We start from the raw sequence: 17,925 nt of genomic DNA, 5'->3' as shown, positions 1-17,925 counted from the left end.
TTTGTCATTCTGTATTTAATGCGGAATCCACAAAAGAAAAAATAAATTTCTGTTTTTGCAGAAATAGTAAATATGACAGAAGAAAACGACGACCTAACAAACGAAAACATAGAAAATCAAGAACCACAAGAAACTATTACCAGGATTACTGGTATGTATAAAGAGTGGTTTTTAGATTACGCTTCGTATGTAATTTTAGAACGTGCAGTACCAGCAATTGAAGATGGTTTTAAACCTGTACAACGTCGTATCATGCACTCAATGAAGGATCTTGACGATGGACGTTACAATAAAGTAGCAAACATTGTTGGTCATACCATGCAGTATCATCCACATGGTGATGCAAGTATAGCAGATGCAATGGTGCAAATTGGCCAAAAAGATTTGCTAATAGACACCCAAGGAAACTGGGGAAATATACTAACAGGAGATCGTGCTGCGGCCTCAAGATATATTGAAGCTCGTATTTCTAAATTTGGATTAGATGTCGTTTATAATCCTAAAATAACAGAGTGGCAGGCAAGTTACGATGGGCGTAGAAAAGAGCCTGTAAATTTACCAGTAATGTTTCCGCTATTGTTAGCGCAAGGAGGAGAAGGAATTGCGGTAGGACTTTCAACAAAAATTTTACCTCACAATTTTATAGAGTTAATAGAGGCTTCAATTAAACACTTACAAGGCAAACGCTTTACGCTAGTTCCAGATTTTCCAACAGCAGGAATTGCAGATTTTTCTAATTATAACGATGGTTTACGTGGAGGAAAAGTGCGTGTTCGTGCAAAAATTTCTCAAGTAGACAAAACAACGTTGGCAATAACCGAGATTCCTTTTGGTACCACAACATCATCACTTATAGATTCTATTCTAAAAGCAAACGATAAAGGGAAAATAAAAATTAAAAAAATTGAAGATAATACTGCTGCCGAAGTAGAAATATTAATTCATTTACCATCAGGTTTATCGCCAGATAAAACCATCGATGCTTTATATGCTTTTACAAGTTGCGAAAGTTCAATTTCACCATTAGGCTGTGTAATTGAAGATAACAAACCATTATTTATAGGTGTTACAGAGATGCTTAGACGCTCTACAGATAACACTGTTCAATTATTAAAACAAGAATTAGAAATAAAACTTGGTGAGTTTGAAGAGCAATGGCACTTTGCAAGTTTAGAGCGTATTTTTATAGAAAATAGAATTTACCGCGATATAGAAGAAGAAGAAACCTGGGATGGTGTAATTAGCGCTATAGATAAAGGACTTCAGCCGCATATAAAACATTTAAAAAGAGCGATAACCGTTGAAGATATTACACGTTTAACCGAAATTAGAATTAAACGTATTTCAAAATTTGATATCGATAAAGCACAGCAAAAAATTGATGCTTTAGAAGAGCAAATAGCAGAAGTAAAAAATCATTTAGCAAACTTAATAGATTACGCCATTGCTTATTTTACAAGGTTGAAAAAAGAATATGGCGAAGGTAAAGAGCGTAAAACAGAAATTCGTGCTTTTGAAGATGTAGATGCTACAAAAGTTGTTATTAGAAACACAAAACTTTACGTAAATAGAGAAGAAGGTTTTATAGGAACATCGTTACGTCGTGATGAGTATGTTTGCGATTGTAGTGATATAGATGATATTATAGCATTTACAGCATCTGGAAAAATGATGGTTACCAAAGTAGACTCTAAAACGTTTATAGGTAAAAATATAATTCATGTTGCAGTCTTTAAAAAGAAAGACAAACGTACTATCTATAATATGATATATCGAGATGGTGCAAAAGGAGCCAGTTATATTAAGCGTTTTGCTGTAACCTCTATGACAAGAGATAAAGAGTACGATTTAACAAACGGTAGTAAAGGCTCTAAACTTTGGTATTTTTCTGCAAACCCAAATGGTGAAGCCGAAGTTATATCGGTGTTTTTACGTCAAGTAGGTAGTATAAAAAAATTAAAATGGGATATTGACTTTGCCGATATTTTAATAAAAGGTCGAGCAAGTAAAGGTAATGTGGTTACAAAATATGCTATTAAAAAAATAGAACTAAAAGAAGAAGGCGTTTCTACATTAAAACCAAGAAAAATTTGGTTTGACGATGCTGTACAGCGATTAAATGTAGATGGAAGAGGAGATTTAGTTGGAGAATTTAGAGGAGAAGATAAATTACTAATTATAAATCAAAAAGGAATTGCAAAAACCGTAACACCAGAAGTAACACTGCATTTTGATAGTGATATGATAGTTATGGAAAAATGGATTCCTAAAAAACCTATTTCTGCAATATATTATGATGGAGAAAAGGAGAAATATTACGTAAAACGTTTTCTAATTGAAAATGAAGATAAGGAAGAGTTGTTTATTTCAGATCATGAAAATTCACAACTAGAAATTGTATCTACAGATTGGAGACCAGTTGCAGAAATTGTATTTGCTAAAGAAAGAGGTAAAGATAGACGAGATAATGAAGAGGTTAATATTGAAGATTTTATTGCAGTTAAAGGCATATCAGCTTTAGGAAACCAACTTACTAAATACAAAGTAAATCAAGTAAGTTTATTAGATCCTTTACCTTACGAAGCTCCAGAAGAAATTCATGCCGAAGAATTAGAGGTTAGTGATGAAATTGTTGTAGAAAACAAACTGCCGATAGATGTTCCTGAAGTAGAGCAACAACCTAAAAAAGATTTTATTAGCAAAGAAGAAAAGGCTAAAAAAGCTTTAGAACGTGCTATTAAAAAGAAAAAAGATAATCAAGGTGGAAAAGATCAAACCACATTGTTTTAACAATAAGTAATTTTAAAATTATTTCTTGGTTTTAGACCTGCTAATTTTGTGGTTTAAAAATTCAATAAAAAGAGAGAATGCAATTGCAAAATACAAATAACCTTTTGGTATCGCTCCAACGGTTTTTCCAAATAATGCAGTTTCGCTTAAATGGGCAGCCTCTGTAATTAGCATAAAACCTATTAATATTAAAAAGGCTAAAGCTAGCACTTGAATACTTGGGTGTTTTTCTATAAAAAGCCTAATTTTATTAGCAAAACCAATCATTACTGCAATAGAAATTATTACAGCAATAATCATTAAAACAAGATTGTAATTGTGGTTGTCACTTAATCCATTAGTCATACCAACTGCGGTTAATATGGAGTCTATAGAGAAAATAAAGTCAATAATTAAAATTTGTACTAAAGCTTGTTGTAAAGATTTTATCACTTTTCCTTTCATGCTATTTTCATCATGATTTGGTGTTTCAACTTTTTCTCTAATTTCAGAAGTACTCTTATATATTAAAAACAATCCTCCAGCAAAAAGAATAATACTTTGCCAAGTTAAATCTAAAGTAAGCCAGCTTGTTTTAATAGAATAAAAAGGTTCAGACAACCCAATTAAAAATGACACAAAAAATAATAAAATTACACGTTGAACCATAGCTAATAACAAGCCAATATTAGTAGCCTTTTTTCTTTGTTCTTCTGGTAATTTATTTGCGGCAATAGAAATAAATATAATGTTATCTATACCAAGAATAATCTCTAAAAAAGTAAGAGTTAATAGTGCAAAAATAGCGTCTGATGATAATAAAAAATCTAACATAATTATTTTGTTAGCTTTGTTTTTGTAACAGTTCCTTTTTGTTTTTTTGTTTCTCCAACGTAGGAATATTCAAAAGTGTAGCTAGAATCTGTAGTGGTAAGAATTTTTAAATGAATATCATTTTTATCAACCATACGTTTAGGATTTATAGTTTTAAAAATAACTTCACAATCATTAATCCATCTAACTTCAGAGGAATCTGTTTTGCCATCGTAGGTTTCAATTTGAAGATTCTCACTCCTTAAAATATATCCAGTTTTTTCAACTCCTTTTTCTGTATAATTAAATTTAAAAAAGCCTGTTTTAAAATCTGTGCAATTTCTTTCAGGTTGTTGGCAACTTAAAATTATTATACTAAGTGTAACTAATAGGAATATATTTTTCATTTTAAATATAAGTTTTAGCAAAATTACAAAATGAATAGATAGAAAACACTTTTTTGTTAATCTCTTAGAATTGCATATTTCAAAATAAATAGGAGATAGTGCTTAATTTTCAAAATTTGAAAAACTACCATCTTTATAAAATATAATGATGCGTTCAATTTCTTTTTTAGAATTTGAAGAAATTATTTTTTCAACTGTAATTTCTTTTTGTGCATTTTCGTTTTCTGAACTTGAAAATAAATTTTGATTTTGTACAGTTGATTTTTTTTCAATTTGCGGTTCGCTATTTTTTCCAGAAGGAAAATTTCCTTTTCCATTCATTAACCAATATAATTCTACTTCAGGAAAAGAGGAGAGTACTTTTAAAACAAATTCTAAACTTGGTTTATTTCTACCAGAAAGTATGTGCGAAATACTAGAGCGTTGCACACCAATTTTTTCGGCAAAGGAAGAGGCGCTTTCACCGTAAAAATCAATTACTTTTTTAAGTCTTTTAGTAAATTCTTCGTTGTTTATCATAGTTATACAAATGTAAACAATCTTATTAAAATACAGTGTTTACATTTGTATATTTAACACAAATAATTATACAAAAAAAGCTGTTTAAAGGTGTTTTTGCTAAAACTTTAACTTTAAATAAACGTGTTTAAATAACTGAAAACAAGTGTTTTGTGAATTTGTTTTAATATGTAGTTTGTTCTATTGTCTTTAAAGGAATAATGCGAATAAAAGACTTATAAAAACCGTTACATTTGTAAATTACAATTGTAAATTTTGTTGTTTACATTTGTAAAATAGATATTGTTTACATTTGTAACACAAATAAAATCTAATATGAAAGATAAAGCACTAAAGACTATATTTAATGAGCATAAAGAGACTGCTCTTTTTGGTCGTTATATAAACTTAAAACATATTATTCCTCTTTTAAAAAAGCATGAGAATAATTTTAAAATTGAAGTTATAGGGCAATCGGTTTTAAAAGAAAATATTCATTCTATAAAAATTGGTGCTGGAAAAAAAAGAATTTTAATGTGGTCTCAAATGCACGGTAATGAATCTACAACCACAAAATCAATATTCGACTTACTTAATTTTTTTACAGATAATCCACTTTCAGAATCTATTTTAAATGCTTGTACAATTGTTATAATACCAATTTTAAATCCAGATGGTGCTAAAGCTTACACGCGCTTAAATGCTAATAATGTAGATTTAAATAGAGATGCGCAAAATTTAACTCAGCCAGAAAGTATTGTGTTAAAAGACTTATTTAATAGTTTTAAACCTCATTACTGCTTTAATTTGCACGGACAACGTACTATTTTTAGTGCTGGTGCTACTAATAACTCTGCTAGTCTTTCTTTTTTATCTCCTGCTCAAGATAAAGATTGTACAATTACAGGTAATAGAAAAAAAGCAATGTCTATTATAGTAAAAATAAACACTATGCTTCAAGCAGAAATTCCTAATCAAGTAGGTACTTATGATGATGCTTATAATATAAACTGTGTAGGAGATACATTTCAAAGTTTAAATGTACCAACAGTGCTGTTTGAGGCAGGACATTACAGTAACGATTATGATAGAGAAGAGGTAAGACGTTATGTTTTTCAGTCTTATTTAATTGCTTTAACTACTATAGTTAATAATGATATTAATTTAGAAGATTTTAACGAGTATCTTAAAATACCACAAAACGAAAAGTTATTTTTTGATGTTATAATTAAAAATGCGTGCTTTAATAATGAAATTTTAGACATTGCAATACAGTATCAAGAAAAATTAATTGATGATAAGATAATTTTTTCGCCAAAAGTTGAAAAAATTGATAAGTTAGATAATTATTTTGCTCATAATGTTATTGATGCTAGTAATAATGCAGTTTTAGATAAGGATGGCCATACATTATCTATAGGTGTCGAAAACGATTTCGTAATTGTAAATAATTCAAAATATTCATTAAAATTTGATTAATCTGCATTTTAGGTGAGGATAATTCATCAAAAATGTATTATTTTTGTTTTTTATATAAGAAAAAATACAAAATGGCGAAATTTAAATTAGACGAAGTAGATCATCAAATTCTCGATATGTTAATCGATAACACAAGAGTTCCTTTTACAGATATTGCAAAAAAATTACTAATTTCTGCAGGAACTGTTCATGTTAGAGTTAAGAAAATGGAAGATGCAGGAATTATAAAAGGTTCTTCTTTAACTTTAGATTATAAAAAGTTAGGATACTCTTTTATTGCTTATGTAGGTGTCTTTCTTAAAAATACATCACAAACAAAGTTTGTTTTAGAGCGTATTAACGAAATTCCTTTTGTAACTGTAGCTCATGTAACTACAGGTAAATTTAATGTTTTTTGTAAAATTAGAGCAAAAAATACGGAGCATGCAAAAGATGTAATATTTATGCTAGATGATATTGAAGGTGTTTATAGAACCGAAACTATGATCTCTTTAGAAGAGAGTTTAAACGATAAAAAACGTTTAATGCACGATATTTTTAATTCTTTGTAGTTTTAAAAATTTTATATTAAAATCCTTTAGTTATCTTGCTAAAGGATTTTTTTTTATTCTTATTTTAAATATTATGAAAGTAAAAGACTTAAATAAAAACGAATACTTGCCATATTTTCAACCTTATATAGATAGAATAGGTGATTTAATATTGTTAGACGGTTTAGAAGATGGTTTGGATAAAACAATACAGTTTTTTAAATCTATTCCTGCTGAAAAGTTAGAGTATAGTTATGCGGAAGGTAAGTGGTCTATAAAAGAAATTATTAATCATTTAATAGACTCCGAACGTGTTTTTGCCTATAGAGCTTTACGTTTTGCAAGAAAAGACAAAACTCCTGTTGCTGGTTTTGAAGAAAACGACTATGCTATAGAGAGTTTTGCTAATAATAGAACTATAGAGGACTTATTAGAGGAATATATATTAGTAAGAAAATCTACCATTGCATTGTATAAAACATTTGGTAGTGATAGTGAAATACTTAAAAGAACTGGTATTGCAAGTGGAGGAGAAGTGTCTGTTAGAGCATTAGGTTTTTTGGTTTCAGGCCATGAAAAACACCATTGCGAAGTTATTAAAGAAAGATATTTGTAATTATTCTTCTTCTCCGTTTTTTATAGATTCTTCAATTAAAATATGTCCATCTTCATTTAGTAATAAATCATCAGTATCACCAAGATTGGCCATAGTATAATGCAGTTTACTGCCAACTTTTACTAAATAGACTGTGTCTTCGGTTTTAACTTCAACCGCTTCTATGGTTTCATTTTTATGATTGTCGAAAACAACAATATCATCATCACCGTAACCATCTGGGTATTTTAATGTAAGTAAGTTAAGAACTTGTGGTGTTAGTTTTTTATAATCTACAATAACTCTTTTCATAACATTTAATTTTTAAGTTAAAAGTTAATTTTAGTAAGGTGTTTTATAAAAATACAAATTTTTAGCTAAAAAACATATTAAGCATCGTAAAACTTAAAAGCCTCTAATATAGCTTCATTTTCTACTATGCAATCTGTTTTAGGTTTACCAATGGCTTCTAATAGTACAAAGTTAATGTTGCCGTGTTCATTTTTCTTATCATATTTTAAAAGCTCAACTATAGGAGTGTAGTCAGTTTCATTAATCTCTACATGTCCATAAATAGCTTTTATAATAGCTTTTATAGAATTGCTTTTGTTTTCTGAAAAACCACAGTATTTTACAGATAAGTAATTAGCTAAAATAATACCTATAGCAATAGCTTCGCCATGTAAAAGTCTTTTCTTAGTGTCATTCTCCATAAAATAGGATTCTATAGCATGACCCAAAGTATGACCATAATTTAATGTTTTACGTAAGTTTTGCTCTGTAGGATCTTGCTCAACAATATTCTTCTTTATAATTATAGACTCGTAAATTAACGCATCTAAATCATCTATTGTAGATTCAGATAAATCTTGTAGTTTATTCCAGTAGCTTTCATCGTAAATAAGGCCATGCTTTAGCATTTCAGCTAAACCAGAGCGCATTTCTAATTGAGGTAAAGTGCCTAAAAATGAAGTATCGACTACAATTAATTCTGGAGTACTTATAACTCCTATTTGATTTTTTAAAGAACCTAAATCAATTCCTGTTTTTCCACCAATTGAAGCATCTACCATTGCTAATAAGGATGTGGGAATGTTTATAAAATCTATACCTCGTTTAAAAGTAGAGGCTACAAATCCACCTAAATCTGTAACAACTCCGCCACCTACATTTATAATAACACTCTTTCTATCGGCACCATACTCAGATAACGTTTCCCAAAGCCCTAAACATATATCAAGGTTTTTAGATTCTTCACCTGGATCGATTTCTAAAATATCGTAAGTTATATCTGTATCTATATTAGCCAATAAAAATGGTACACAATCTATATTTGTATTGGTATCGCATAAAATAAAAACTTTAGAATATTTTAATTTTTTTAAGTGTTTGTTTAAAGCTTTATAACTATTATTGTTAAAATATATAGAATAATCTTGAGTTGTAATTGTTGTCATTAAAATGTGAATTATTATACTGTAAAAATACGTACTTTTAAAAGAATTATAACTTTGATAATTTATATTTGTAGAAATTATTTTTTACTAAATGACATTAAAAAATATCTTCGATAATACTGAAGTTGCTTTCAGTTTAAAAAGTGATTCTCAATTAGAACGCGCTTATTTTTTATTTAAAATGATTGCAAACGAGCCATTAGTTCGTATTGGTACAGCTGCAACTAGATTTGCTTTAAAGGCTAAATTACCTGTAGAAGGTTTAATTAGAGCAACAGTTTTTGATCATTTTTGTGGAGGTGTAAACGAGAAAGATTGTTTGCCAGTAATAGACAATATGTATACTGCAGGTGTTTGTTCTGTATTAGATTATTCGGTTGAAGGTAAAGCTTCAGAAAATCAATTTGATGATGCTACCGAAAGACTTATTAAAATAATTGAATTTTCAGAGAAAAAAGACGCAATGCCAATTGTTGTTTTTAAACCTACGGCTTTAGGGCGTTTTTATTTATTTCAAAAAAGAGGAGAAGGTAAAGAATTTACTAAGGAAGAAGAAGCGGAGTGGAATAGAGTAATAGGACGTTTAGATAAATTATGTAAGCTTGCAAAAGCTAGCGATGTTGAAGTTTTAATAGATGCTGAAGAAAGCTGGATGCAAGATGCTGCAGATGAGATTATAGAGAAAATGATGGAACGCTATAATAAAGAAGTTCCTTACGTTTATAATACATTACAAACTTACCGTTGGGATAGGTTTGACTTTTTAAAAGCAACGCATAAAAGAGCTAAAGAACACGGTTATAAATTAGGATATAAAATTGTTCGTGGTGCATATATGGAAAAAGAGCGTGAACGTGCTTTAGAGAAAGGTTACGAGTCTCCAATTTGTGCAGATAAGAAAACTACAGATGATAATTTTAATAATTGCCAAAAATATATTTTAGAAAACTTAAACGAGATTTCTATATTTATAGGAACACATAATGAAGAAAGTACTTATTTGGCTTTAGAGCAGATGGAGAACTTAAATATAAGTAAAGAAGATAATCGTGTTTGGTTTGGGCAATTGTATGGTATGAGTGACCATATTAGTTTTAATCTTGCTAAACGAGGGTACAATGTGGCAAAATACTTACCATTTGGACCGGTAAAAGATGTTATGCCTTATTTAATACGTCGTGCAGAAGAGAATACTTCTGTTGCTGGACAAACAAGTCGTGAGTTGTCTTTACTTAAAAAAGAACGCTCACGTAGAAAAGCTTAATCTATATATTCTATATTGTTTATAGTTGCTATAGTCTCACAGTTTTCTACTGTTAATCTGGTTTTGTTTTCTTCTATTTTTCCTTCTACAAGATAGATACCACAAGGTTTTTTTCTAGTATCGCTATCTGAAAAATTAACATCTCCTTTATATAAAATGTAGTTTATTTTAGTAGTATCTATGTTTTTTGAAGACATAAACATTTCTGCATTATTGGAATAAGCTAAGGTTTTAGATCTTATATTTTTTAAAACTCTAGCATCTGGTCCATAATCGCAAGATGCTTTTTTGCCATTTAGGAAAAATGCTAAAATTACTAGTCCAATTGCAAATCCTCCAAAATAATAACCAAACCTTTTTAGTAAACTCATAGATTTTTTAATTTTTTTTAAAAAACTCCTATAGTTCTTATTATATAGGAAATTTAATTAAAAGCAAAATTCGTGAATTAAACTGATTAATTAAAGAAAATCTATTTTAAAAAATAAGTAAGTTAATATCGTTATAACTCATGTTAAACCACTCGCCAACCGCACGATTTGTTAGAATACCATGATAGAAATAAAGTCCGCTTTTAAGACCTCGATCCATACGTAATGAATGTTCTAAACCTCCATCTTCTCCAATTTTAAGCAAGTATGGCGTAAATATATTACTTATAGAAGCAGAAGCTGTTCTAGAGTAACGAGCAGGTATGTTGGGTACACAATAGTGTATAACTCCATGTTTTTCAAAAACTGGATTTTTGTGAGTAGTAACATCGCTAGTTTCAAAACAACCACCCATATCTATACTAACATCTATAATTACAGAACCTTTTTTCATTTGCTCTACCATTGCTTCTGTAACTATAACAGGAGAGCGATCTTTTCCACGAACGGCACCAATTACAACATCACAACGCTTTAAAGCTTTGTTTAAATATTTGGGCTGAATTGTAGAAGTATAAAGCGTTCTTCCTAGATTTGTTTGTACACAGCGAAGCTTAGTTATAGAGTTGTCAAATATCTTTACATTTGCACCTAAACCAATAGCGCTTCTAGCAGCAAATTCTCCAACTGTTCCAGCTCCTAAAATAACCACTTCTACAGGTGGTACGCCGCTAATATTACCAAACATTAAACCATTACCGTTACTGGTATTACTTAATAACTCTGATGCAATTAATACAGATGCGGTACCTGCAATTTCACTTAAAGCACGAACTGCTGGATATGCACCATCGTCATCTCGAATAAACTCGAACGCTAAAGCAGTTATGCGTTTATTGGCTAAAGTCTCAAAATATTTTTTAGACTGCATTTTTAATTGTAATGCAGAAATTAAAATGGTTTGAGGATTTATTAACTTTAATTCTTCTAGAGTAGGAGGCTCTACTTTTAAAATCATTGGGCAGCTATAAACTTTAGCAACATCGCTAGTTATTTCTGCACCATTTTCGCTATAATCTTTATCACTAAATTTTGAACCTTTTCCTGCACCAGACTCTATAAGTACACGATGACCATTGTTTACAATAGCAGAAACAGCATCCGGAGTCAAGCAAACACGTTTTTCTTGAAAAGCAGTTTCCTTTGGTATACCTATAAATAATGAACTTTTTTGTTTTAAAATTTCTAAGGTTTCTTCTTGAGGTAATAATTCTGCTTTAGAAAACGGAGTAATGGATTTTGCCATGTGTTGTTATGCGTTATTTATAGAGTTTTAAATTACAAATAAAATGCAAAAGAACAAGACATTTTTAAATGGAATTTATAGAATATAAATTCTACTAAAAATACTGTTTTACTTTCCCCCAAAACGTTTTTGGCTTAAACTTAAGCTCGTCTTCAAGCTCTTGAGTTGTTTTATCTACAGTGTTTAATCTGTTAAATATTCTTGCCCTAATTAAATAAATAGAAGGTATTATAATAGCCATTATAGGTATTGAATATTTAAATTGAAAACTATCTACATATTTCATGTCCTCATTTAATATAAAAGCTATTTGAAAAATATATGTTAATATAGGAATTATTATAGCATGATGCCACCAATGTCTACAAGTAAAGAACCATAATATTAAAAAATATAACGGAATTAGTTTGTTGCTTAAAGTCCAGAAAGCAATTTGTGCACTTTCATAAAAATTACTGTCGTAAGTAAAAAGAAAAGTGTCCCAAACTTTATCGTCTGGAACACTTTCGTATAAGTAAAATAAATAAGGAGATATTGCTATCATTAAAGCAATGAAACTCCCTAGGATAAATTTCTTTTTATCCGTGTGTAGGGATTTTAATTCTCCATTTTTCAATTCCAGTTTCTGTTTGCTCATTTAAGTCAATGATGTTTGTTGCGTTTGCGGTGAACAATGCACCTCCGAAAATAGCTAATGCTATTACATACTTTTTTGTTTTCATAATTATAGGGATTTAAATTAATTAATTACTCAAATTTATATAAATCTCTAGTCAAAAAAGTCGCTAAATGTTAAATTTATGTTAAAAAACCTTTTTTATTAATTTTTCGTTACGGTAAAAACCGTAATCTGCCCAAAAATACACTTTTTAGGGAGATATAAAAATGTAAAAAAATTAATTTTCAGTCATTTTTAGAATCCTAAAACTATCTTTTTCTAATGAAATTGATATTGTATTATAATTTGTAAATAAATTTTCTGCTAATTGAGGCCATTCTACAAATAGATAAGCTTCAGTGTTTAAATAATCTTCTATACCAAAATCGTATAATTCGTTTTGGTCTTTAACTCTGTATAAATCAAAATGATATATAGTTTCAGTGTTAGATTGATATTCATTTACTAAAGAAAAAGTTGGGCTGCTTACTGTATCGTTAGAGCCTAAAGCTTTAACTAGTGCTTTAATAAGTGTTGTTTTGCCAACTCCCATTTCGGCTTTAAAGAGAAAGGTTTTAGACGTTGATTGTTGTAAAATTTTTTTTGCTACAGTGTCTATATCTTTTAAAGTATATTCTATTTTAAGCATATTGTAAAAATAAATATTTTAATTATTAAAATTTTAATAAAACAAGTTGTTTTAAATCCACTTCAAGAATTTTTTTATTGTTTTTAATTTTCCATTATATGGTGCATATCTTACAGGTAAATCTAACCAATTACCTTTTTTAACTATTGCTTTTTTATGAGAGAAAGTATCAAAAGAAAGTTTACCATGATAAGCACCAATTCCACTATTACCAACTCCACCAAATGGTAATCTATGATTTGCAAAGTGTACAACAGTATCGTTTATGCAGCCGCCTCCAAAGGAGTATTTTTCAATTATATTTTTAGCTTTTGTAGAATTATTAGTAAATACATAAAGAGATAGAGGTTTATTGTAGTTACTTATAATAGATTCTATTTCATTTTCATCTTTATATGAAATAACAGGAAGTATTGGTCCAAATATTTCATCTTGCATAACCTCACTATCTATACTTGGTTCATCAATTACAGTGGGAGCAATGTAATTATTTTTAGCATTAGTAATACCGCCGACAATGCATTTTTGGTTTACAAGCATATTTTTTAAACGTTCAAAATTTTTGGTATTTATAATACGGCAAAAATCTTCTGAATTTTCTGGGTTTTTAGAATAAGCATTTTCAATTTCATTTTGTATTGCTATATAAAATTCTTCTTTTTTATTTTTTTGAATTAATATATAATCTGGTGCAATACAAGTTTGTCCAGCATTTATAAATTTGCCCCAAACAATACGTTTTGCGGTTAATTTTATATTTGCTGTTTCATCGATTATGCATGGATTTTTTCCGCCTAATTCTAAAGTTACAGGAGTTAAGTAGTTAGCAGCTGCTTTAGCTACAATTTTTCCCACATTTACGCTACCTGTAAAGAATATGTAGTCCCAACGTTGCTCAAGTAATTTTGTAGAAACATCTACGCCACCTTCAACAACACTAACATGTTCTGGTTTAAAAACTTTATCAATTATATTTTTTAATAAAGTAGATGTGTTAGGAGTAAGCTCACTAGGTTTTAATATTACAGTGTTTCCGGCAGCAATTGCGGCAACCATTGGTGCGATTGCTAATTGATATGGATAGTTCCAAGGCGCAATAATTAAAGTCTGTCCATAAGGCTCTGAGTATAATTTATCGGTCGATGGAAAATTTAACAAAGCAGGAATTACACGCTTAGGTTTAGACCATTTTTTTATATTTTTAATCATTAAATCTAAATCTGAAAGTACAACAGAGGTTTCTGTTAAAACACTTTCAAAAGCAGGTTTGTTAAAGTCCTTAGCTAAAGCTTCAATTATAGCATTTTCTTGATTTACAAGTTCTTCTCTTAATTTTTTTAAAAGCTTTTTTCTAAAATTAATATTTTTAGTTTCACCAGTTTTAAAATAGTCTTTTTGAGATTGTAATAATTCAGGTATCATAAAAAATATATTAGAGAATAAAGTTACAATATCCTTTTAGATTTATAAATCTTAAGAATATTAAATTGCGTTACAAACACGCTTGCCAAACAGTATCTATTGGTAATGGTGCGGTAATATTTAAGTTAATTTTAGAAACAGGATGTATAAATTTAATGTTTCTAGCATGTAAACTTATACTTGCATCCTTATTACTACGATCGAATCCATATTTTAAATCTCCTTTTATAGGACAACCAATAGTTGATAGTTGCACTCTAATTTGATGATGACGACCAGTTTCTAAATTTACTTCTAAAAGATAATAGTTATCTAATTGTTTAATAGTTTTATAGTGTAAAATAGCTTTTTTGCTATCTGGTACTTCATTTTTATGAGCTTTGGATTTATTGTTTTTTGGATTCTTTTTTAACCAATGTATTAAAGTGCCTATTTCTTTTTCTGGTGGGTTTTTTACTAAAGCCCAATAAGTTTTTGAAATATCTTTAGATACAAATAGCTTATTTAATCGAGGTAATGCTTTACTAGTTTTAGAAAATATTACTAAGCCAGTTGTTGGTCTATCTAGCCTATGTACTGTACCTAAATACACATTACCTGGCTTATTGTATTTATCTGCAATATATTCTTTTACAACATCGCTTAATGGTTTATCTCCAGTTTTATCACCTTGTACAATATCTCCAGCACGTTTATTAACCACAATAATATGGTTATCTTCATAAATAACTTGTAAGTTATTTTTGTTTGATAGTACTTTGTCTGAAAATTTAGTCACAAATTCAAGAATAATAAATAGCTTAACTGCTAAATTCTAGTTGATTAATATTGCTCATCGTTATTTGGAAAATCACCAGATTTTACATCTTCTCCATATTGTGTAAAAGCGTTGGTCATTTCTTCATATAAATTCATATATCTACGTAAAAAACGAGGATTAAATTCATGAGTCATTCCAATCATGTCATGTGTAACTAAAACTTGGCCATCTACACCAGCACCAGCACCAATGCCAATTACAGGGATAGAAACACTTTTAGCAACTTCTTGAGCTAATTTTGCTGGTATTTTTTCTAAAACAATAGCAAAACAACCTGCTTTTTCAAGCATAATAGCGTCTTCTTTAAGGCGTTGCGCTTCTTGTTCTTCTTTAGCACGAACGGTATAAGTTCCAAATTTATATATAGATTGTGGTGTTAAACCTAAGTGTCCCATTACAGGAATTCCAGCATGAAGAATACGTTTTATAGAATCTTTTACTTCTTTACCACCTTCCATTTTTACTGCATGTCCACCAGATTCTTTCATTATTCTTATGGCAGAGCGTAAGGCTTCTTTTGGGTCGCTTTGGTAGCTACCAAAAGGTAAATCTACAACAACAAGAGCACGTTCTATGGCACGAATAACAGAAGATGCATGATAAATCATTTGGTCTAAAGTTATTGGTAGTGTAGTTTCATGACCGGCCATAACATTACTAGCAGAATCACCAACTAAAATAACATCAATACCAGCACCATCAACAATTTTTGCCATTGTATAATCATAAGCAGTTAACATAGAGATTTTTTCTCCACGTTTTTTCATATCGACTAAAGATTTGACAGTGACTCTTTTATATTCTTTTTTTGCTACAGACATTTATTTAAAATTAAGTATAGACTGTAAAAATACTAAATTTACTATATATAGCGTTATTTTTATTTAATTCTAAAAAACAATACCTTGCTATTAAATATTCTATAAAATTATGAAACAAGTTATAGTAATCCTTTCTTTATTTTTATATGGAAGTATTAATGCGCAAACTCAAAATGAAATTGAAATTAAAAACACAATTGAAACTTTTTTTGAAGGTTTTCACAAACAAGATAGTTTGATAATGAAACCTTTAATGCATAAGTCTTTAATATTACAAACTGTAGGTAAAGATAGAGGAGGAGTTGTAGAACTTTCTACAACAAAAGGATCAGACTTTTTAAAATCTATAGTTTCTATACCAAAAGAAAGCACATTTCAAGAAAAAATATTGAGTTATAATATTCAAATAGATGGCAATATGGCTAATGTATGGACAAATTACGAGTTTTGGTTTAATTCAAAATTTAGCCATTGCGGTGTAAACTCTTTTCAATTAATTAAACAGAATAATACTTGGCAAATTTTTTATTTAGTAGATACACGAAGACGTGAAAATTGTAAGCAATAGCTTAAAGCTTATTTAAAATTAAATTAGCAATCTGCCATATTTACTCTTACAGCTAAACCTCCAGTGGAAGTTTCTTTGTATTTATTATTCATATCTTTTGCTGTTTCCCACATAGTATCAACCACTTTATCTAAAGGTACTTTTACATTTTTTGGGTCTGTTTCTAGTGCAAGTTCAGCAGCATTAATTGCTTTTATTGCTCCCATAGAGTTTCTTTCTATACAAGGAATTTGTACTAATCCGCCAATAGGATCGCAAGTAAGACCAAGATGGTGTTCCATAGCAATTTCTGCAGCAATCATAACTTGTTCTGGTGTACCACCAAGAAGTTCTGTTAAGGCACCAGCAGCCATTGCAGAGCTCACTCCAATTTCGGCTTGGCAGCCTCCCATTGCAGCAGAGATTGTAGCACCTTTTTTAAATATACTGCCAATTTCTCCGGCTACTAAAAGAAATTGTTTAATTTCTTTAAAACTTGCATCATGATTTTCTATAACCATATAATACATTAATACAGCTGGTATTACTCCAGCACTACCATTTGTAGGAGCTGTAACTACACGGCCAAGAGAAGCATTAACTTCGTTTACAGATAATGCGAAGCAACTTACCCATTTTAAAATTTGGCGAAATTTTACTTCACTTTGTCTTATAGACTGTAGCCAGTCTTGAGAGGTAACGTATGGCATTTCAATATTTAATTTCTTATGCATATCAAAAGCACGCCTACGCACATTTAATCCTCCAGGCAAAGTGCCTTCTGTGTGGCAGCCTGTAAACATGCAGTCAAGCATGGTTTGCCAAATTCTATTTAATTCGAAATCTATTTTTTCATCGTCTCTTAGAGAGCGTTCGTTTTCTAAAACAATTTCAGAAATAGATTTGTTTTCGGTATTACAAAAATTTAAAAGCTGTGTTGCGGTATGACTTGGAAAAGGAAATTCTTTTATTAACTCTTTATTTTCGGCATCAACGGTACGTTCTTCTTTTATAACAAATCCACCACCAATGGAATAAAAAGTAGATTGATGAATTTCTGTATTCATACTAAAAGCAGTAAATGTAATTGCGTTAGAATGAAATGGGAGAAATACGCGGTTAAAAATAATTTCAGAGTTTTTATCAAAATCTATTATTTTTTCATTTCCTAAAACCAATTTCTCTGTATTCTCTATAGATGCAATAATAATATCTATAGTTTCTGTTGGTATGTATTCTGGATCGCTTCCGCTTAAACCTAACATTACAGCTAAGTCTGTGGCATGACCTTTACCTGTTAGTGATAAAGAACCATATAAATCTACTTGAACTCTAGTTACATCGTTAAAAACATTGTCTTGTTTTAATTCATGCAACCATCTTTCGGCAGCACGCCAAGGTCCTAAAGTGTGAGAGCTTGAAGGTCCTACACCAATTTTAAGCATATCGAAAACCGAAATACATTCCATAATTATTTAATCCTTTTTTTAGTTAAGCAAATATAGGTTTTTGGTTTCTA

At 29.7% G+C, this 17,925-nt stretch carries 20 protein-coding genes; 6 read left to right on the top strand and 14 right to left on the bottom strand.

The window, feature by feature from the left end:
• Positions 1-72 precede the first annotated feature (72 nt).
• Complete coding sequence (locus BWR22_RS08525; protein ID WP_076733265.1) at positions 73-2,790, top strand: DNA gyrase/topoisomerase IV subunit A; 2,718 nt, start codon at positions 73-75, stop codon at positions 2,788-2,790.
• A gap of 18 nt (positions 2,791-2,808) precedes the next feature.
• Here BWR22_RS08525 and BWR22_RS08520 read toward each other — a convergent pair whose 3' ends face one another.
• From BWR22_RS08520 to BWR22_RS08510, 3 genes are all read right to left on the bottom strand, one after another.
• On the bottom strand, positions 2,809-3,603 hold the full coding sequence (locus tag BWR22_RS08520) for a TerC family protein (RefSeq protein WP_076733264.1): 795 nt from the start codon (positions 3,601-3,603) through the stop codon (positions 2,809-2,811).
• 2 nt (positions 3,604-3,605) lie between these two features.
• The gene (locus BWR22_RS08515) at positions 3,606-3,989 is read right to left on the bottom strand and encodes a DNA topoisomerase IV (protein ID WP_076733263.1); all 384 of its coding nucleotides are present in this window, start codon (positions 3,987-3,989) and stop codon (positions 3,606-3,608) included.
• 102 nt (positions 3,990-4,091) lie between these two features.
• Positions 4,092-4,508, bottom strand: coding sequence for a helix-turn-helix domain-containing protein (locus BWR22_RS08510; protein WP_076733262.1), 417 nt, complete (start codon positions 4,506-4,508; stop codon positions 4,092-4,094).
• A 315-nt stretch (positions 4,509-4,823) separates the two neighbouring features.
• Here BWR22_RS08510 and BWR22_RS08505 point away from each other — a divergent pair, with 315 nt between their 5' ends.
• From BWR22_RS08505 to BWR22_RS08495, 3 genes are all read left to right on the top strand, one after another.
• Positions 4,824-5,966: a M14 family zinc carboxypeptidase gene (locus BWR22_RS08505; RefSeq protein ID WP_076733261.1), complete on the top strand. Its 1,143-nt coding sequence runs from the start codon at positions 4,824-4,826 to the stop codon at positions 5,964-5,966.
• A gap of 71 nt (positions 5,967-6,037) precedes the next feature.
• Positions 6,038-6,517 (top strand): Lrp/AsnC family transcriptional regulator, encoded by a 480-nt coding sequence (locus tag BWR22_RS08500; protein WP_076733260.1) that lies wholly within the window; start codon positions 6,038-6,040, stop codon positions 6,515-6,517.
• A gap of 73 nt (positions 6,518-6,590) precedes the next feature.
• Complete coding sequence (locus BWR22_RS08495) at positions 6,591-7,112, top strand: DinB family protein (RefSeq protein WP_076733259.1); 522 nt, start codon at positions 6,591-6,593, stop codon at positions 7,110-7,112.
• On the opposite strand, the gene BWR22_RS08490 is transcribed toward BWR22_RS08495, so the two are convergent.
• A complete protein-coding gene (locus BWR22_RS08490; RefSeq protein ID WP_076733258.1) occupies positions 7,113-7,403 on the bottom strand; it encodes a hypothetical protein in 291 nt (96 codons plus the stop codon). It lies immediately after the preceding gene.
• A 77-nt stretch (positions 7,404-7,480) separates the two neighbouring features.
• Positions 7,481-8,548: a 3-dehydroquinate synthase gene (aroB, locus tag BWR22_RS08485; RefSeq protein ID WP_076733257.1), complete on the bottom strand. Its 1,068-nt coding sequence runs from the start codon at positions 8,546-8,548 to the stop codon at positions 7,481-7,483.
• A 91-nt stretch (positions 8,549-8,639) separates the two neighbouring features.
• On the opposite strand from aroB, the gene BWR22_RS08480 reads away from it, so the two are divergent.
• Positions 8,640-9,812, top strand: coding sequence for a proline dehydrogenase family protein (locus BWR22_RS08480; protein ID WP_076733256.1), 1,173 nt, complete (start codon positions 8,640-8,642; stop codon positions 9,810-9,812).
• On the opposite strand, the gene BWR22_RS08475 is transcribed toward BWR22_RS08480, so the two are convergent.
• The 8 genes from BWR22_RS08475 to panB form a co-directional block, all read right to left on the bottom strand.
• Positions 9,809-10,183: a DUF4258 domain-containing protein gene (locus BWR22_RS08475; protein ID WP_076733255.1), complete on the bottom strand. Its 375-nt coding sequence runs from the start codon at positions 10,181-10,183 to the stop codon at positions 9,809-9,811. The genes BWR22_RS08480 and BWR22_RS08475 overlap by 4 nt on opposite strands.
• A 106-nt stretch (positions 10,184-10,289) precedes the next feature.
• A complete protein-coding gene (locus BWR22_RS08470) occupies positions 10,290-11,489 on the bottom strand; it encodes an alanine dehydrogenase (RefSeq protein ID WP_076733254.1) in 1,200 nt (399 codons plus the stop codon).
• A gap of 94 nt (positions 11,490-11,583) precedes the next feature.
• A complete protein-coding gene (locus BWR22_RS08465; RefSeq protein WP_241828197.1) occupies positions 11,584-12,033 on the bottom strand; it encodes a hypothetical protein in 450 nt (149 codons plus the stop codon).
• Between the two features lie 34 nt (positions 12,034-12,067).
• Positions 12,068-12,211: a hypothetical protein gene (locus tag BWR22_RS14420; protein WP_170148499.1), complete on the bottom strand. Its 144-nt coding sequence runs from the start codon at positions 12,209-12,211 to the stop codon at positions 12,068-12,070.
• Between the two features lie 174 nt (positions 12,212-12,385).
• The gene (gene tsaE / locus BWR22_RS08460; protein WP_076733252.1) at positions 12,386-12,796 is read right to left on the bottom strand and encodes a tRNA (adenosine(37)-N6)-threonylcarbamoyltransferase complex ATPase subunit type 1 TsaE; all 411 of its coding nucleotides are present in this window, start codon (positions 12,794-12,796) and stop codon (positions 12,386-12,388) included.
• Positions 12,797-12,847: 51 nt separating this feature from the next.
• Positions 12,848-14,218, bottom strand: coding sequence for an aldehyde dehydrogenase (locus BWR22_RS08455; protein WP_076733251.1), 1,371 nt, complete (start codon positions 14,216-14,218; stop codon positions 12,848-12,850).
• A gap of 70 nt (positions 14,219-14,288) precedes the next feature.
• On the bottom strand, positions 14,289-14,996 hold the full coding sequence (locus BWR22_RS08450; RefSeq protein WP_076733250.1) for an RluA family pseudouridine synthase: 708 nt from the start codon (positions 14,994-14,996) through the stop codon (positions 14,289-14,291).
• A 44-nt stretch (positions 14,997-15,040) separates the two neighbouring features.
• The gene (gene panB / locus BWR22_RS08445) at positions 15,041-15,859 is read right to left on the bottom strand and encodes a 3-methyl-2-oxobutanoate hydroxymethyltransferase (protein ID WP_076733249.1); all 819 of its coding nucleotides are present in this window, start codon (positions 15,857-15,859) and stop codon (positions 15,041-15,043) included.
• Between the two features lie 109 nt (positions 15,860-15,968).
• Here panB and BWR22_RS08440 point away from each other — a divergent pair, with 109 nt between their 5' ends.
• Positions 15,969-16,427, top strand: a complete 459-nt coding sequence (locus BWR22_RS08440) for a nuclear transport factor 2 family protein (RefSeq protein WP_076733248.1) — start codon at positions 15,969-15,971, stop codon at positions 16,425-16,427.
• Between the two features lie 23 nt (positions 16,428-16,450).
• Here BWR22_RS08440 and BWR22_RS08435 read toward each other — a convergent pair whose 3' ends face one another.
• Positions 16,451-17,875: an L-serine ammonia-lyase gene (locus BWR22_RS08435; protein WP_076733247.1), complete on the bottom strand. Its 1,425-nt coding sequence runs from the start codon at positions 17,873-17,875 to the stop codon at positions 16,451-16,453.
• Between the last annotated feature and the right edge of the window lie 50 nt (positions 17,876-17,925).

The organism is Lacinutrix venerupis (genome assembly GCF_001971745.1).
Classification (GTDB): Bacteria; Bacteroidota; Bacteroidia; order Flavobacteriales; family Flavobacteriaceae; genus Lacinutrix; species Lacinutrix venerupis.
This window is presented reverse-complemented; position numbering and strand designations above follow the sequence as displayed.

Excerpts from the sequence above, each read along its gene's own strand:
- tsaE (WP_076733252.1), bottom strand. The coding sequence starts at position 12,796 with ATGCTTAAAATAGAATATACTTTAAAAGATATAGACACTGTAGCAAAA.
- BWR22_RS08505 (WP_076733261.1), top strand. The coding sequence starts at position 4,824 with ATGAAAGATAAAGCACTAAAGACTATATTTAATGAGCATAAAGAGACT.
- BWR22_RS08465 (WP_241828197.1), bottom strand. The coding sequence starts at position 12,033 with ATGATAGCAATATCTCCTTATTTATTTTACTTATACGAAAGTGTTCCA.
- BWR22_RS08500 (WP_076733260.1), top strand. The coding sequence starts at position 6,038 with ATGGCGAAATTTAAATTAGACGAAGTAGATCATCAAATTCTCGATATG.
- BWR22_RS08510 (WP_076733262.1), bottom strand. The coding sequence starts at position 4,508 with ATGATAAACAACGAAGAATTTACTAAAAGACTTAAAAAAGTAATTGAT.
- BWR22_RS08495 (WP_076733259.1), top strand. The coding sequence starts at position 6,591 with ATGAAAGTAAAAGACTTAAATAAAAACGAATACTTGCCATATTTTCAA.
- BWR22_RS08525 (WP_076733265.1), top strand. The coding sequence starts at position 73 with ATGACAGAAGAAAACGACGACCTAACAAACGAAAACATAGAAAATCAA.
- panB (WP_076733249.1), bottom strand. The coding sequence starts at position 15,859 with ATGTCTGTAGCAAAAAAAGAATATAAAAGAGTCACTGTCAAATCTTTA.
- BWR22_RS14420 (WP_170148499.1), bottom strand. The coding sequence starts at position 12,211 with ATGAAAACAAAAAAGTATGTAATAGCATTAGCTATTTTCGGAGGTGCA.
- BWR22_RS08455 (WP_076733251.1), bottom strand. The coding sequence starts at position 14,218 with ATGATACCTGAATTATTACAATCTCAAAAAGACTATTTTAAAACTGGT.
- BWR22_RS08435 (WP_076733247.1), bottom strand. The coding sequence starts at position 17,875 with ATGGAATGTATTTCGGTTTTCGATATGCTTAAAATTGGTGTAGGACCT.
- BWR22_RS08520 (WP_076733264.1), bottom strand. The coding sequence starts at position 3,603 with ATGTTAGATTTTTTATTATCATCAGACGCTATTTTTGCACTATTAACT.
- BWR22_RS08475 (WP_076733255.1), bottom strand. The coding sequence starts at position 10,183 with ATGAGTTTACTAAAAAGGTTTGGTTATTATTTTGGAGGATTTGCAATT.
- BWR22_RS08480 (WP_076733256.1), top strand. The coding sequence starts at position 8,640 with ATGACATTAAAAAATATCTTCGATAATACTGAAGTTGCTTTCAGTTTA.
- BWR22_RS08440 (WP_076733248.1), top strand. The coding sequence starts at position 15,969 with ATGAAACAAGTTATAGTAATCCTTTCTTTATTTTTATATGGAAGTATT.
- aroB (WP_076733257.1), bottom strand. The coding sequence starts at position 8,548 with ATGACAACAATTACAACTCAAGATTATTCTATATATTTTAACAATAAT.
- BWR22_RS08470 (WP_076733254.1), bottom strand. The coding sequence starts at position 11,489 with ATGGCAAAATCCATTACTCCGTTTTCTAAAGCAGAATTATTACCTCAA.
- BWR22_RS08490 (WP_076733258.1), bottom strand. The coding sequence starts at position 7,403 with ATGAAAAGAGTTATTGTAGATTATAAAAAACTAACACCACAAGTTCTT.
- BWR22_RS08515 (WP_076733263.1), bottom strand. The coding sequence starts at position 3,989 with ATGAAAAATATATTCCTATTAGTTACACTTAGTATAATAATTTTAAGT.